Raw genomic sequence first — 14,706 nt, forward strand, 5'->3', positions numbered from 1 at the left:
ATGTGACCGAAGGGGCCGTGAGGTCGGCAAAGGCGACCGACGGGGTGGTGAAGTTGGCGATTTGGAGCGGAAATTGTCGGAGGGAGCTTCTCGCTGCCCGAGTTCCGCGGCGCCGAAATGATCGCGGTGGCCTATTCGCGGATGCGCCGCATCTGGCAGACATTGCCTGGGGGAACAAACTGGCAATCGGTCATGTAGGTCCGCATCAGCAAGATGCCACGACCGCAGGGGCGTTCGAGATTCTCGGGAGCGGTAGGGTCGGGAACGTCGTCGGGATTGAACCCGGGTCCTTGATCCTTCACTTCGATGACGAACTCATCGTCGCCGACAGTGTAGCGGATGTCGACTTCGAGGTCCTCTTTACAGTCATTGCCGTGGCGAACGGCGTTGACGAGAGCCTCTTCGACCGCCAAGCGAATTCCGAAGATCACACGTGAGGAATACTGTGATTGCTTCAGCGACTCGACCAGTTCCTCGATGAACTTGGACGCGACGCTGGGCTTACTCGGAATGCGAACTGACGATAGGTACTCGGGCCTGTCCATGCTGGCACCGTCATTCCCGCAGGGACGCATGAGGAAAAGAGCCGTCGCTAGTTAGCCGACCAACCCCATGGCGTCCGCTTGTCCACTCGTTGCCCCAGCGATGAGTCGGAGTCTTGAACAACCGAGGCGAAACACTTTGAGTCCGCGATGGAGAGGATCGACCCGACAAGGCTTGACTTACTTGAAGTCGTTCAAGGCCTGTTCCTGATCATCGTAGATCTGGAAGACCTTGTTGAGCTTGGTGATCTCGAAGACCTCGTAGATCTCGGGTCGGATCGAGCACAGCTTCAACTGGCCTTTGACCTCTTTGACGTTCTTGTTCATCGTGATCAGCTTGCCGAGCGCGGCACTGGAGAGGTATTCGACCGCGTCGAAGTTCAGCAAGATCTTCTTGCGTCCCTCTTCCTTCACCAGAGCGAAGAGCTGTTCGCCGATGACTTGGATGTTCTGCTCGTCGAGGATTCGTTTGTCGATGAACGTCACAACCGCGACATCGCCGACATTTTCGACATTGATGCGACGACGACGACCTTGGGACATGACCGGTCTCTCCCCATCCACTCTTCCGACGGACTTGGACCGAACCGTTCCCGGCCACGCCCGTCTCGCCGACTACCTTTGTACAAACACCGAGAAGCGGAACGTACCCGGCCATCACTTGGCGTGTCGACCCTGGGCCAACCGCTCAACCTCGCCGGTGTCGTCTCGCGTTCAGGACCATTCCCACACTATTCTACGTAGCGAATAGGAACCACGATGAGTCATGCCTGAGCATTCCGATTCTTAGGCTCGTCCGTGGCACTGTCAAGGATATTCCCTTACCCACGTCGCGCCGCGATTCAAGTTCCCCGCCTCGATTCCCCCACGTCGGAAAGTCGGCTTCTCGACCGAGTTCTTCTCCTTAAGATACCCCCTTGCGGAAAGTGTGCCCCAATCAACCAACGGCGAGGTGGCGTGGATGGACCAGGTCGACCAGTACATCTGTTCTCAACGGGAACGCTACGAGCGGGAGTTGGCCGATCTGCTTCGCATCGCCAGCGTCAGTGCCGACTCCGCCTTCGCTCCGCATGTTCGCGAAGCGGCCCAGTTCGTCTTCGACAAGGTCCAAAAGAGCGGCCTCGAGACGGAACTGGTCGAAACCGATACCAATCCGCTCATCATCGGCCAGTGGCTGCACGCCGACGATGCCCCAACCGTCCTGATCTACGGGCACTACGATGTCCAGCCCCCCGACCCGCTCGAGCTGTGGACGACGCCTCCCTTTGAGCCCTCGGTTCGCGACGGCAATATCTACGCACGCGGCGCCACCGACGACAAGGGGCAGATGATGACCCATCTGCAAGCCGTCGAGGCCTGGCTCCACGTCGAGGAGCGACTTCCCGTCAACGTGAAAGTGATCATCGAGGGGGAGGAGGAGGTCGGCAGCGCCGCGATCACCGACTACCTAGCCACCAACGCGAACCGACTCGCCGCCGACTACATCGTTGTCAGTGACAACTCGATGTGGGGACCCGACCGGCCAGCGATCACTTACGGGATTCGCGGCATCATCCCCTTCGAGGTGATCGCTCGCGGACCCAACAAGGATCTGCACAGCGGCGTCTTTGGCGGATCGGTGACGAATCCCGCCAACGCCCTCGTGTCGATGATGGCCTCGTTGGTCAATTCCCAGGGACGTATCCAGTTGCCCGGCTTCTACGATGACGTCGTGCCGCTGACCGACGAGGAACGCCGGGCGTACGCGAGCCTCGGCTTCGACGAGGCGGGTTACCAAGCCCAGGTCGGCGTGAAGGAACTCTTCGGCGAGAGCGGCTACTCCACGCTCGAACGGCGCTGGGCTCGGCCGACGTGCGACATCAACGGCTTGAGTGGCGGCTACCAGGGAGAGGGCCCCAAGACGGTCATCGCGTCGGAGGCTCGCGCGAAAGTGACGTTTCGGCTCGTCCCGAATCAGTCGCCCGAGAAGATCGCCGCGGCCTTCGAGAAACACGTAAAGGCCCACTGTCCGCCGGGGATCAACTTGGAGATCCTCTTCTACGAAGGGGGCGAGGCCCTGCTTGTGCCGAGCGACAGTCGGGGCATCCAGGCGGCCCGGCGAGCGCTCGAGGCGATCTTCGAGGTCGAACCGGTGCTCATCAGGGAAGGGGGAAGCATTCCCATCTTCAACGACTTCGTCAAGCACTTGGGCGCGGAGTGTCTGCTCATCGGGTTCGGGTTGCCCGACGACAACACGCACTCGCCCAACGAGAAGATGTGCTTGAAGGACTACCATCGCGGCATCCGTTCCTCGGCGCGGCTGCTTGAGGAGTTGGCCAAGCCGTAGACGATCTGAAGAATCAACCAGTGCCCACGACCGGCGTGCGTTCGATGCGCACGCCAACCGCAAGAATCAGAAGGTAGGACATCGTGCTAGATCTGCGATTCATTCGAGAAGAGACCGAAACGGTCAAGGAGAACTGTCATCTGCGGCGCATCGAGGCGGACGTCGATCGTCTCGTGGAGTTGGCCGCCCGACGAGCCGAGCAGACGACGACGCTACAAGATCTCCAGCGTCAACAGAACGAAGTCGCCAAGAAGACGGGCAAGGCTAAAGACCCCGAGGAGCGCAAGGGCTTTGTCGAGGAGGGTAAGCGTCTCAAGGCCGAGGCGGCCGCCGCCGAAGAGGACAACCGCAAACTCGGCGAGGAGATCGCCGCGATCCAGCGGGTCATTCCGAACCTGACGCATCCCGACGTTCCGCCCGAGGAGGACGCCGTTCTTCGCGAGGTCGGCACCAAGCCGAACTTCGACTTCAAGCCGCTCGATCACGTCGAACTGTGTGATCGCCACCGGCTCGCGAACTTCGAGGCCGGGGCCAAGGTCGCGGGAGCCGACTTCTATTACCTGACCGGCGATGGTGCTCTGTTGCAGATGGCGCTGGTCCAGTACGCGATGAAGAAGCTCGTCGGCGAAGGGTTCACGCCTGTCATCACGCCCGACTTGGCGCGCGATCAAGTCGTCGCCGGCACCGGTTTCACGCCGCGCGGTCCGGAGACGCAGATCTACGCGATCGAGGAGACCGACCTCTGCCTGGTCGCGACCGCCGAGATCACGCTCGCGGGCATGTATCGCGACGAGATCATCACCGCAACCGATTTGCCGATCCAGATGGCGGGGCTCTCGCACTGCTTCCGGACCGAGGCGGGAGCCGCCGGACGAGCGACGCGAGGACTCTACCGCGTTCACCAGTTCACCAAGGTGGAGATGTTCGCGTTCACGCTTCCCGAGGAAAGCGACGCGATGCACCAGCGTCTGCTCAAGGTCGAGGAGGAGATCTTCCAGGGGCTCAACGTTCCCTACCGGGTGCTCGATATCGCGGCCAACGACCTCGGCGGGCCGGCCTATCGCAAGTTCGACCTCGAGGCCTGGATGCCCGGACGCGGCGACGGAGGTGAGTACGGGGAAGTGACCAGTACTTCCAACTGCACCGACTACCAGGCCCGTCGGCTCAATATCCGTTTCAAGACGCCGGGGCAGAAGGGAACGACCTTCGTTCACATGCTCAACGGAACCGCGGTCGCGGCGGGACGCGCGATGATCGCGGTACTGGAGAACAACCAGCAGGCCGACGGGACGATTCGCGTCCCCGAGGCACTCGTCCCGTTCATGGGCAAGGATGTCATCGGCTCGCCGGCGAGCTGAGCAGTTTTGCGAGTTCTTCCCCGACGAGCCGATGGGCGGCGGGCGTGAAATGTCCGTCGCCGGGAATGAAGAACTCGTCGGCGCGGAGGCCGGACCGCTCGAAGAGCGATTCGGTTTCCAACCACAGGGCATTTGGGTCGCGAAGGGCTTCCCGGCAGACCGTCCGGCTGCGGGTTGAGCGCTCGGTTGGTTCTTGCGAGTCGATGAGGATCCAACCCAGCGGACATGCTCGCGCCCGACAGAAGTCGTCGATCTCGCGAATCACCCGGCGAAGACGTTCGGCCGCTTTCTCCTCGGAGAGTTTGGGCCAGTCGCGCGGCGTTCGCCATAGGGCTCGGGTGACGAGCCGAGGGAGCGCCAAGCGTTCGAGGCCGAGAGGCAACGACACGTCGTTGTGCCGAGAATCGATGAAGCGACCGGTGAAGTCGACGTAGGGCCGGCGCGTTTCGATTCGCGTTGGCAGCCCATCCTCGTCCATGCCCATCCAGCGATTCTCACGCATGTCCTCGAGGTCGTTGCCGGTGTAGATCGCGACGACGACCTCGTCGACCGAGAGCCGATCGGCTTCGCGGCGCAGAAACAAGAGATAGTGATCGAGGGTGTAGCCCGCCCGGTAGCCGCCGTTTAGAAGACGGGTCGGTGCCACGTCATTCAAGCTAGCTTCCGCGACACGGACGAAGGTCTCCCCTTGGGCCACGCCCCAACCGAGAACGAATGAGTCGCCGAGGACAAGAATGCGTCGCTGGTTGTCCGGCTTCGGGATGGCCAGCGGACGATCGTCGCGAAAGCCGGCGTTGTTGGTTCGGTAAAGCGTCCGCATCGCGACCCGCTCGTGGAGAAACTCCCAGTCGGTTGGCAGCGTGAAGGGGAGGTCGTCGCTTGCGGAAGCGGGGTAGGGTTCGCCGACGACGCTTCCGATGGGACGTGCCGACGTCGTCCAGCACTGCGCGATCGCTTCCGCAATGAGCAACGATCCGACCATCGCGACAGCCAGCAGAACCACACGGTTTCGGCCAACGGTGGATGCCCGCCGACATACGACGGTCTGGTCGGGCCTGGATGTCTCGGAAAGACGACGTATCACGCTGGTCTCCTTGCGGAGACCAGCACACTCGGCCCAACGATTTCCGTCAAGGGGAGGTTGCTCGGCAATCGCCGAGGTCCGGCACTAAACGCCGGCGGGAACCAGCCCGCGCGTCCCGGAGGCATCCGTGGCGTTCGGCGTCTCCTCGTGGTCGTGTTCTTCCTCCGCCGGAGCGGTCAGGCCGAAGTCGGCGAGGATCGCGTAGAGCGTCGGAATGATCAACAAGACGAGCAGCGTCGACGCCATCAAGCCGAAGCAGATGCTGATCGCGATCGGAATCAAGACCTGCGCCTGGAGACTCCGCTCAAGGAGAAGCGGCATCAGCCCCGCGATCGTCGTGAGCGAGGTCAGCGCCACCGCGCGGAAACGTTGGCGACTCGCTTTCGCGGCGGCGACGTCCGGGCCCTCTCCTTGAGCAATCGCCCGCTTGACGAAGATGACCAAGAGCAGCGAGTCGTTGATCACCACGCCCGCCAAGGAGGCGTAGCCCATGATGCTCGGCATGCTGAGATTCAGGCCGAACAGAAAGTGTCCCCAGATGACCCCCACCAACGCGAAGGGAATCGCGATCATCACGATCAGCGGTTCGGTGTAGCTTCGGAACTGGAACGAGAGCAAGATGAAGACGCCGAGCATCCCCACCAGCATCGCGGAGGCCATCGACGCCCCCGTTTCCTGGCCCGATTCGATCTCTCCCTCGAATTTGACCGCGACCTCTGGAAAACGTTCGCGGAACTGGGGGAGGAACGACCGTCTCATCTCCTCGACCAGGGCGGCGGTGTTCGAGCGTTGCGTGTCGACATCGCCGACCAACGTCACGGTTCTCACGCCGTTGATTCGGGCGATCCGCGACCAGTTTCGCGTTTCGTTGATGTCGGCGACCGCGGAGAGGGGGACGTGCTTGCCCCCCGGCAGCATGAAGCGATAGGTCTCCAGGTCGGTCAGCGCGTCGCGATCGCTCGAGGCGAGTCGGACCTCGACCTCGTAGGATTCGTCGCCGACTTGGAGTTCGTCCGCGGTGAAGCCATGGAACGCGGCACGAAGTTGGCGGGCGATCTGCTGAGCGTCGAGTTCGATACCATAGGTCCCCGGTCGGACGGAGACGTGAAACTCCCTCTTTCCCTGACGCAGATCGTCGGAGACGTTGAAGACGCCGTCGAACGGCCGTACCCAGGCTGCCATCTCCGCGGCGGCTCGGTCAAGGTCCTCCAGATCGGGACCGGAGAGACGAACCTCGAGATCGCGCCCGATGGGGCCAATCGCCGGCTCGGTGTAGGTGACGCTCAACGCGTCGGGGATCGGACCGACTTCCTCCTCCCAGGCGGCAAAGATGTCGTCGAGGCGTCCGTCCCGGAACTCGGCGGCGAGAAGATCGGCTTGGACGGTCGCCACGTGGGGACCGGTCTCGAAAGCGTCCTTGTTTTCGTTGAAGCGAACAAAGACGGTCTCGACCAGATCACGCTGTCCAGGCTGTCTCGGCTTGAAGCGTTCGTTGACCCGTTGCAGTCCCGCAACCAGGCGCCGCACTTCTTCCTCGGTCCGTTCGAGAGGCGTTCCGGGAGGCATCAGCAGCCGGGCCGCGACTTCATCGCCGTCGAGCGTGGGGATGGACTGAAAGCGGATCAGGCCCGATGCGGGCAGCGAGATCGTCACCAAGAAGACGCCCGCGAGTACCCCGGCCGTCAGATAGCGCCAACGCAAGAGCAAGTCGACGGTCGTTCCCAAGACTCGTTCGCGGACCCAGTCGACGACCCGATCGATGCGTTGACGAAAGCCGCTCCGCTTGTCGCGGTTCTCGTGCGCGAGCGAGTGGGCCAGGTGGGCCGGGAGGATAAAGAAGGCCTCGATCAAGCTAACGCTAAGCACGAGGATAAGCATCATCGGCAGGACACGCAGGATCTTGCCGATGTCCCCGGAAATGAACGCGAGCGGGCCGAGGACGCAAACGGTCGTGAGAAACGAGGAGAAGACGCCCCCGGCGACTTCGGAACTGCCGTCGATCGCGGCCCGGGCGGCCGATTTACCCTGGGCGTAGTGCGACGCGATGTTCTCCGCGATGACGATGCCGTCATCCATGAGCAGTCCGAGCGCCATGAGCAGCGCGACCGAGGTGAGCATGTTGATCGTCAACCCGACATAGGGGGCGACGAAGAAGGCTCCCAGGAACGAGACGGGGAGGCTCATCACGACCCAGAACGAGAGTCGCGTGTTGAAGAAGAGCCACATCGTCGCGAAAACGAGAATCATTCCCTGCCAAGCGTTCGTTAGGAGCAGGGCGAGGCGGTCCTCCACCAGCGACGACATGTCGGAGGTCACCGTCAGGCTGACGAGCGGGTGCTGCTGCCGTTCGCGCTCGATGAGTTCCTTGACCGAGCCGGCGACGCGAAGGACGTCTTCCGATTTCGTCTTGGCGATCTGAAGTCGCGCGGCGCGTTGGCCGTCGATGAGGAGTTTGTCTTCCTCGAACTCGAATACATCAAGGATCTCTCCAATGTCTCCGAGGCGAACTTCCGCTCCTCCCTTACCGGCGACGATGACCAGATCCGCGAGCCGAGAGGCTGTTTCGCGTTCCTCGACGACGCGGAGCACGACTTCGTCGCCGCTGGTCTCCACGGTGCCCGCGGGGAGGTCGACACTTTGACGGCGGATGATGTTGCCGACCATTTCCGCGCTGAGGTTGTGCCGCAGCAGTGCCTCTTGGGAGAGTTCGACACGCAGCAGGTGTTCCGAGAAGCCATCGATCGTGACCGACGAAACTTCGGGAATGGTGGTGATCCGATCCTTGAGGGCTTCGCAGTAGAGTTTGAGATCGGGGGTTTCCATCGGTCCCTGGACCAAGATGGTGACGACCGGGTCGGTCACGTGGAGCCGTTCGATGATCGGCTCGTCGACCTCCTCGGGGAAGTCGTCGATCGAGTTGATGGCGGTGTCGATCTCATCGCGAAAATCGCTGTAGCGTCCGCGATCGTTCATTTCGATCGTGACGACGCCCATCCCATCGCGGGCTTCGGAACGAACCTCCGCGACGTCGCGCACCTCGTCGAGGGAGTCCTCGATACGCTGGCAGATCGACTCCTCCACCTCGTCGGCGGTGGCTCCTGGGTAGACGATGCTGACTTGGACCTCGGTCTTCGAGTTGTCCGGAAACGTCTCGCGCCGGAGTTGGCCCAAGCCGAAAAACCCGGCCGCCAGGAACGCGATCATCATCAAGTTGGCCGCCGTGCGATGGCGGACGAAGAAGGCGATCATGCCTTTGCCCTTTCCTACACGCCGTCCGGACGTACCGGTAGCGGTCGTGAACGGTCCTCGTGACCTGTTCCCCGTTCGAGAAGCACCGATGAATTGACGATTCGACTACCGATTGACGGTGGTGGCGACGCGCTGGCCGGCTCCCCCCGGGGACTCGACGATGGGATCGACCAGCATTCCTTCCACCGCGGGCGTCGGGTCGGTGATGACGACGCGTTCCCCCGGCTCGATGCCCGACTCGATCCGAACCTCCTCGTGCGCGATGAAGTCGACGTTGACCGGTCGACGACTGAGGCGATTCTCATCGTCGACGATGTAGACGTTCTTCCCGGCGAGCGCGACCCGTGGGATGACGATGCTCTCCCGTCGCGGTTCCCCGATCAGTTCGACCTCGCAGAAGGTTCCCTTGAGGAGGTCGGGCACGGCCGACGGCTGACCCCCTTCGCCACGATTGCTCACTTCGACGACCACGCCGAGCGTGCGCGTCACCTCATCGAGACGCTCGCGAACTCGCGTCACTTTGCCCACCCATTCGACGGCGGTGTTGCCGTCGCGGGCGCGGACCATCACCCGGAGCGGTTCCCAATGGTGCTGGGTGAGAACGGCCTGCCCGGACTCCGAGGAGAAGTTGTTGCGACTGGTGAAGAGTTCGCGAACCTTGTCGAGCGGGAACTGCGCCTCGATCTCCATGGCGTCGTCGGCGTGGAGCTCGAAGAGGCGTTCCCCCGTCGCGACGACCTGTCCCGGTTCGAGCGTCACCTCCGCGAGTCGGCCTTCGAACGGGGCGATAATACGCGTTCGTTCGAGGTTGCGTTTGGCTTCGTCGAGTTTGGACTGCGTCAGCTTGATCGCCGCGCGTTGGTTGTCGATTTGCACGGGAAGGACCGCGATGGTGTTGCGAATCGACTGCACTTGGCGAAGTTGGGTGAGTCGCGAACGCCGTTCGAGGTCGAGATCCGACGCGCTGGCGGCGGCCCGCGAGGCGAGCTTCTGCATGCGAGCGAGTTCACTTTCGGTCAGCCGGAGCGACTCCTCCTCGATCTCGAGCAGTGCCTTCTCGTTTTCCAGCCGTTGTTCGGTCTCGCGAAGCATCGCGTTGGCCTGGGTCAGCTCCGCTTCGAGTTGATCGACGCGAAGCTGATAGTCGGTCGGGTCAATGCGAAGGAGCAGTTCTCCCTGGCGAACGCGTTCGCCCGCGTCGAGTTTCGGATGGACGTCGACGAGGCGTCCACTGACCTCCGTCACCGCGGTCCAGACGCTAGTCGGTTGGGCGGTGCCGTAGCCGACGACGACGGGGGCGAGTTCCCGCGGGGTCGCGGCGGCGACGCGAAGCGGGCGGGCCAACTCCGCGAGAGGCTCGCGGTTCAAGGGTTTGCCGTTGGCGACGGCGATCGCCAAGATCGCCACGCCCACGACGATGGGGGGAATGACCAGCCAACGGCGACTCAGTTTCAGGCTCACTACCATCAAACTCCCCCTGGAAGGGACATGAGTGCGTACGTCCGACACGACATTGTTCATCTGGTGCGGATCGTTGGTGAATTGGTGGCTCGGGCGGTGCTCAGCCCGAACGGGGACATCCTCATGGAAACCCGTTGATCTATTCGCTGCCGGATCCGAACGGCCCTCTTGACCAATGTCCGCGTCAAAGAAGCGCGACGGATCGACGGATTCGCCTGCGTTTGCTCACCTTGATCTTGGCTAGCATGGCTCGTTCTCGCTCTGGCCCGCCTAAATCAACGGACTGCTAAGCGGAGTCCGCTGTCTTCGGCCGATAGGCCGCGAGAAAGGTGCGGACGGCCTCGTCGACATGACGGGGCCATTCGCCGCGATTGGTGTCGTCATCGAGTCCGACCCGGTGCCGGAGCAGCTTGATCCCCAGCAGTAGTCCAATGAACTGCTCGGCCGCGATGGCGGGATCGGGCACGCGAAGCCGTCCGGCGTCGTCCTGCTCGCGTAGATAGCTGCCGAGCAGGGCGAGGACTTTCGACGGGCCGGCCTGAAAGAAGAGGTTGGCGACCGCTGGATGTCGACCGATCTCGGCGATCATGATCCGATCCCAAGCCCGCGCCTCCTTGGAGAGGGCGAGGTTGAGGAACTGGTTTCCGAAGCGCCGCAGCGCCTCTTCGGGAGCCTCCTCAGCGTTGGTGGAGATAGCCGAAAGCTCGCGAAGGCGTTCGTCGGCGCCGGTTTGCAGGACGGCTCCGAAGAGCTTCTCCTTCGAGTCGAAGTGGCTGTAGATGGTCGGCTTGGAGACCCCGGCGAGTTCGGCAACGGTCTCCATGGTCATGGCGGAGTAGCCGACATCGAAGAGGACCGTGCGTGCGGCTTCCAGGATCTGCCGTCGTTTGGCTTCGGATTTTGGTCTGCCGCGTTTTGGGGTGGTCATGGCCCTGTCGACATGGCCCATAGGCTGAATGTCGAGTGTTCTGAGAAGTTGGGAAAATCGATGAAGACCCATCATAACTCCCGCCCTCGAATTTGCCACTTTCGGCCCGTCGATTTCATAATAGTTTACTGTACGGTTTAGTTCAATATATCTTTCGGCCGATTCTGACGATCAGGTCAAGGTTTTTGACTGTTTGTTTCCCAAAGGGGACATTTCGCCCGAGCACGGACCCTTGCGTTCAAGCGCCGCGGGACTCTGGGGGCCCTCGCATTCCTGGCGACGTCAAGGGCAACGGTGTGTTGGTCCGTCCGACCGGGCCGGCGGTTCATCGAAATGACGTCGGTCGAGATGATGGCAGGATGTAATGCGGGTGGTTTGACGGAAGTTCGCAATCGGGAACAGGCGGTCCGACGGGAGGAGGAGCGATTGGACGCCGCTCAAATGGTGTGCCCGACGAGTCTCCGCTCGTCATCGCTGGTTGCCGAAGGGGCCTGGAGCCCATTGGCCGTCAAGAGGAGCCGGCAAGGGAAGTTGATCACTGGAGTCGGTTCGGAAGCCCTCTACGGGCTGTTCACGGGCATCACCGGTGCCGGCTTGGCGGGGGGCATGGTGCGCGGGGACTGGTGGGCTCTGGGGATCGACATTCGCAGCGGCGACTCGAGCAGCAGGCCCGGTGGCGGGCATGCCTCTCCCTCAATCGCTTCCGCGGGAAGTCCTTGCGGCAATTCGACGAGACCAAGCGTCGAGAGACCATCGACTCCCAACGTGGCCCAGTAGTCCGCGACGTTGTAGAAGAATTTCTCATAGGAGTCGACGACGAGCAGTTCCGCTTCGGTCGTTTGGGATTCACGCAGGTTGACGAAGATCAGCGTACTCTGGCCGAGGACGAATCGGCGGTGCTCGGCATCTTCCATGATCTCGGAGAGCCCGGCCCCTTCATTGGCTCGCAGGATCTGGACGAACGCGGCGTCGAGCGAGGAGTAGGAGTCCTGCACCTCGGCGATGATAGTGTCGATGGCGAAGCGCTCTTCCTGCATGATCTGAGCGATCTGTCCTTGGGCTGACTGCATGCGGCCGCGCGCGACACGTCGCTGGATCGGTGTTTCGAGCTTCACGTACATGTTGATGTCGTAGCGATCGAGCGATTTGGTCGCCGAGCCGACGTCGCCGTTGGCCCCCGGTCCTAGATCGAGTTGGGGGCGAAAGTCGTTGCGCGCGAGGTCGAGGTCGACCCCGTAGGTTTGGCGCCTGAGGCGAAGTTCGCGAAGGACCGGTCGGTTCTCGAGCGCCATCTCCTGGTCGAACGGCATTCGCAACGGATCGAGTCGCGTCGGATCGGGAAAGGAGTTTGGAAGCCGTTCGGGCAGCGGGACGATGGGGAGCCCCTCGGCGTCGCGATAGAAGAGCGAGAGCATGATCGCGGCCTGCTGAAGTCGTCGTTCGGCCTTGACGAGTTGGGTTTCGCGTTTGACGAGCGTTCGTTGGTTATCGGTGATTTCGATGCGTGGCAAATCGCCACGGGCGACACGTCCGCGCAGGGCCCGATCGCGGTCCTCGGCTAGCTGCACGTACTGGGTCAGCACCGAATAGACTTGTCCGGCCGCGACCCATTGCCAGTAGACTTTTGACGCGGTGAGGGCGAACTTGATCCGCTCCTTGAGGATCTTGGGCTCGACGATCTCCCGTTTGAGGGCGGCTTTGCGCAGTTCGGCTCGGCGTTTGTCGATGGGCCGGTTGCGGAGCAACGGGAAGAAGACTTCGGCACTGAATTCGCCACCATCGGCGGTCAGGTAGTTCTTTTTGTAGATCGGATAGGAGCCGAGTCCGAGGCGGTAGCCCGCCCGCCACTTGATACCGGAGATCGGAGTCGCTTGTTCGAGATCGAGGCGGAAACGCTCGCTTTCGTAGGAGGCTTCGGGCATCGACTGTCCGCTGCCGCTGATGCGGTAGTCGAAGGCGCCGAGGGCGGCTAGGACATCGCCGCCGGAGATCGTCCGCTCCTCGAGGATCGCCGCGAGCAGGGGATAGTGCAGATCGACCGATTCGAGCACCTCGTTGAGCGAGAGGGTCTCCTTCGGTTGGGGACGTTCGGGAACGAGGCCCGCTTGTTGACGCGGGTACTCGAGGTCGGCGGGCGGAGCCGTTTCTCCGGCTCCGATCCGGCGTTGACGAAGCGCGCGCTGCCTCCAGGCGCGGATGCGATCACGTTCGGAGATTTCGTCGGGAGAGGCGTCGATCGGAGCGGGATCGGGCCCGACCAGTGGCGGACGTTGTTCGGCTTGAGCCGGCTGCTCGCGCACCTCTGGCGTCGAAGGGGCGGGCTGCGCCGACAGGGCAAGTTCGGGAAAGATGCCGAGAGCCAACGCCGTGACGATCCGTGTCGCGGTGCGGGCGCGCGGTCTTTGCTTGATCGTCACTTCTTGCGTTTCACTTTTTTCATCGGCGCTCCCTCGGCGATGACGGGGGGAAATCCGTTCAATTGTCGCCACAGCTCGTAGCCGAGAGGTACCTGATTGAGCAATACCCATCCTTTGGCGCGAACGCCTTGCCGCAAGTATCGATCCGCCGGCCATTGGTCCCCTTCGACCGGTACCACGAGGACACGAAACCGTCCATTGCCATCGTCGGTCGAGTCGACGAGCGAGATCTTTCCGGGGAACGTGCCGACCGCGACCGAGGGCCAACCCATGAATTGAAGGGCCGGCCACCCTTCGAATTGAAGCCGGACTTCCTCACCCGCTTCGACTAGGGGCACGTCGTTGCCCTTGAGCCAGAGTTCGACGGCTCGCTCGGTGGTGTCGGGCACGAGGATCGCGAGCGGGTCACCCTCCTTGAGCATCTCCGCGCCGGTATTGGCCATCAGCCGCAGAATCGTTCCGTCCCGAGGGGCGGTGACGATCTGGGTCGCTTGACGCGACAGCTTCACGTCGGCGTCGGACAGCTCCTTCTTGGCGGTGGCCAAGTCGCCTTTGGCGGCCCGTTGGGTCGCTTGGGCGGAATTGATTTTCGCGCCCGCCTCGTTGCCTACTCTTATCAAATCTGCCTGTTTTGCCGCCACCTCGTTCCTCGCGGCGGACAAATAGGCCTTTTCTTGCTCAAGTTTGGCTAGCGCTTCCTTGTAACTACGTTCGGCCTTTTCCAGCTCCAGTCTTGATGCCAAGCCGTCACGTTCGAGATCCCGCTGACGTTCGTAGTTCAATTCCGATTGGCTCACCGCTGCCTCGGAGGCGTCGACGGAACGTTGGGCGGCGATCACTTTCTGCTCGGCGACACTTACGTGGTTGTGGGCCGCCTCGATCGCGAGTTGCCTGGCTTCGGTGAACGCCTTAACCTGCTCGGCATAGGCCTCGGCCTTCTCCTCGTAGGCATCCACTTTGGCCTCGGCGGCATCACGCTGGAACCGAAGTCGCTCGACCAAGGAGGGGTCGTTGTCCTGGATCTCGAAGATCTTCTCGCCCTGTTTTACCCTGGAGCCCTCGAATACCCAGCTTCGCACGATTCGCCCCTTGATGGGGGCCTGAATCGTCTGTTGGCGATCCAGTGGCGCGTAGGCGACGACACGTCCCATCCCGCTGACGGTCTGTTGCCAAGGCACGAGGATCAGCGCGATCGGGGCGACGATGAACATGATGCTCAGCACCACCGCGAGCTTGCGAATCGCGTTGGACGGTTCGACGAGTCGGAGCGTCGGAATGCTGACGTCGACCTCGTCGATCTCGGTGAACTTCGATTTCTTCAGCATGATCGTTTACCTGGGG

General features: G+C 62.3%; 10 protein-coding genes. 2 read left to right on the forward strand and 8 right to left on the reverse strand.

Going from position 1 to position 14,706, the window contains the following annotated elements:
* Positions 1 to 131 precede the first annotated feature (131 nt).
* Both Pan216_RS04265 and Pan216_RS04270 read right to left on the reverse strand, forming a co-directional pair.
* On the reverse strand, positions 132 to 545 hold the full coding sequence (locus tag Pan216_RS04265; RefSeq protein ID WP_145255284.1) for an ATP-binding protein: 414 nt from the start codon (positions 543 to 545) through the stop codon (positions 132 to 134).
* A gap of 177 nt (positions 546 to 722) precedes the next feature.
* Positions 723 to 1,085, reverse strand: coding sequence for an STAS domain-containing protein (locus Pan216_RS04270; RefSeq protein WP_145255287.1), 363 nt, complete (start codon positions 1,083 to 1,085; stop codon positions 723 to 725).
* Positions 1,086 to 1,503: 418 nt separating this feature from the next.
* Here Pan216_RS04270 and Pan216_RS04275 point away from each other — a divergent pair, with 418 nt between their 5' ends.
* The gene (locus Pan216_RS04275; protein ID WP_145255290.1) at positions 1,504 to 2,868 is read left to right on the forward strand and encodes a dipeptidase; all 1,365 of its coding nucleotides are present in this window, start codon (positions 1,504 to 1,506) and stop codon (positions 2,866 to 2,868) included.
* Positions 2,869 to 2,951: 83 nt separating this feature from the next.
* Positions 2,952 to 4,226 (forward strand): serine--tRNA ligase, encoded by a 1,275-nt coding sequence (serS, locus tag Pan216_RS04280; protein ID WP_145255293.1) that lies wholly within the window; start codon positions 2,952 to 2,954, stop codon positions 4,224 to 4,226.
* Here the strand turns inward: serS and Pan216_RS04285 are convergent.
* The 6 genes from Pan216_RS04285 to Pan216_RS04310 all read right to left on the reverse strand — a co-directional run bounded on the left by Pan216_RS04285 (position 4,204) and on the right by Pan216_RS04310 (position 14,690).
* The gene (locus Pan216_RS04285) at positions 4,204 to 5,229 is read right to left on the reverse strand and encodes an SGNH/GDSL hydrolase family protein (protein ID WP_145255296.1); all 1,026 of its coding nucleotides are present in this window, start codon (positions 5,227 to 5,229) and stop codon (positions 4,204 to 4,206) included. The two genes, serS and Pan216_RS04285, sit on opposite strands and share 23 nt — an antisense overlap.
* 165 nt (positions 5,230 to 5,394) lie before the next feature.
* Entirely contained in the window at positions 5,395 to 8,559 is a 3,165-nt protein-coding gene (locus tag Pan216_RS04290) for an efflux RND transporter permease subunit (protein WP_145255298.1), read from the reverse strand.
* 105 nt (positions 8,560 to 8,664) lie between these two features.
* On the reverse strand, positions 8,665 to 10,026 hold the full coding sequence (locus Pan216_RS04295; RefSeq protein WP_419193247.1) for an efflux RND transporter periplasmic adaptor subunit: 1,362 nt from the start codon (positions 10,024 to 10,026) through the stop codon (positions 8,665 to 8,667).
* Positions 10,027 to 10,306: 280 nt separating this feature from the next.
* On the reverse strand, positions 10,307 to 10,948 hold the full coding sequence (locus Pan216_RS04300) for a TetR/AcrR family transcriptional regulator (protein ID WP_419193248.1): 642 nt from the start codon (positions 10,946 to 10,948) through the stop codon (positions 10,307 to 10,309).
* Between the two features lie 560 nt (positions 10,949 to 11,508).
* On the reverse strand, positions 11,509 to 13,365 hold the full coding sequence (locus Pan216_RS04305) for a TolC family protein (protein ID WP_419193249.1): 1,857 nt from the start codon (positions 13,363 to 13,365) through the stop codon (positions 11,509 to 11,511).
* Positions 13,362 to 14,690 carry an HlyD family secretion protein gene (locus Pan216_RS04310; RefSeq protein WP_145255310.1) on the reverse strand — a complete coding sequence of 443 codons (1,329 nt, stop codon included), beginning with the start codon at positions 14,688 to 14,690 and terminating at the stop codon, positions 13,362 to 13,364. The genes Pan216_RS04305 and Pan216_RS04310 overlap by 4 nt, the downstream gene beginning before the upstream one ends.
* Positions 14,691 to 14,706 lie beyond the last annotated feature (16 nt).

Source organism: Kolteria novifilia, from assembly GCA_007748055.1.
Taxonomy (GTDB): domain Bacteria; phylum Planctomycetota; class Planctomycetia; order Kolteriales; family Kolteriaceae; genus Kolteria; species Kolteria novifilia.